Here is a 1047-nt window from a genome sequence, read left to right as displayed (position 1 = left end):
AGGGGACTTGGCCCCTCCCCCTGGGCAGGCCGGCCCCGGTGAGTTTCGCCGACGAAACTGTTTCGCTGACGAAACTGCCCGTGGCCGCCCCGGTACGGCCGTAGCACTCGTGCGACGTGCGTATCACTCCTCTACCTGGGGTGATACGTGGGTCGCACGCGTATCACGTCGCTATGGTGCGGGGATGGACATCTACTGCATGACGAATCAGAAGGGCGGCGTGGGCAAGACGGCGGACACCATTGGTCTCGCCGCCGCGCTCGCCGAGGACGGGCAGCGGGTCCTGGTCGTCGACTTCGACGCCCAGGGCCACCTGACGGACGCGCTCGGACTGCCCGAGACCACTGACCCGGCCACGCTGAAGAACGCGTTGCTCGGGGAGTGGGACGGCGACGTGCACGAGCTGGTCTTCCACTACCGGACGAACTTCGACGTCATCCCGTGGAATCTGGACCAGTTCATGCTGCTGCCCGGCCTGTACATGAGCCAGGGCCGTGAGCACCGTCTGAGCCGTCTGCTGGAGGCGTTCGAGGACGAGTACGACGTCTGCCTGATCGACTGTGCGCCGTCGCTCGCTGCGGACACGGATGCCGCGCTGATGGCCGCGCGGCGGCGGCCGGGCCGCAAGGGCGGTGTCCTGGTGCCGGTCGAGGCGGAGGACTCGTCGATCCGCGCGCTGCACATGCTGCTGACGCAGATCGAGACGCTGGCCGACCTGATGCGCGCGGACATCGACATCGTGGGGCTTGTCCCGAGCAAGGTCGATATCCGCCGGGGTGCCATCGCCACGTCCACGCTGGAGGCCTTCGAGTCGCTCGGGGTGCCGCCGGTCCTGGCCGTCATCAAAGACCGCACGGAGATCCGCAAGGCGTGGCGGGCAAAGAAGTCGGTGCTGGAGTACGCGCCGCAGTGCGAAGCGTCGGAGTGGTACCGCGGGCTTGCCAAGGCGGTGCTTGCCGCATGAGCCGCAACGCGACACCGCCGCCGAACATGGCCGGCCTCACCGACGACTTCCAGCGGATGGCACGGCTGCGCCAGCAGCGTGAG

At 68.1% G+C, this 1047-nt stretch carries 1 protein-coding gene; it reads left to right on the top strand.

Annotated elements, in window-relative coordinates; all coding sequences use genetic code 11:
• The first annotated feature begins 184 nt into the window (after nucleotides 1–184).
• Nucleotides 185–964 carry a ParA family protein gene (locus tag ACFYVL_RS44660; protein ID WP_389255943.1) on the top strand — a complete coding sequence of 260 codons (780 nt, stop codon included), beginning with the start codon at nucleotides 185–187 and terminating at the stop codon, nucleotides 962–964.
• The last annotated feature ends 83 nt before the right edge of the window (nucleotides 965–1047 follow it).

Source organism: Streptomyces sp. NPDC004111 (genome assembly GCF_042874215.1).
Classification (GTDB): Bacteria; Actinomycetota; Actinomycetes; order Streptomycetales; family Streptomycetaceae; genus Streptomyces.
The sequence above is the reverse complement of the archived record's forward strand: the minus strand, read 5'-3'. Positions and strand labels throughout refer to the sequence as shown.

Bases quoted from the DNA above. Each gene is read 5' to 3' on its own strand.
- ACFYVL_RS44660 (WP_389255943.1), top strand. From the start codon at position 185: ATGGACATCTACTGCATGACGAATCAGAAGGGCGGCGTGGGCAAGACG.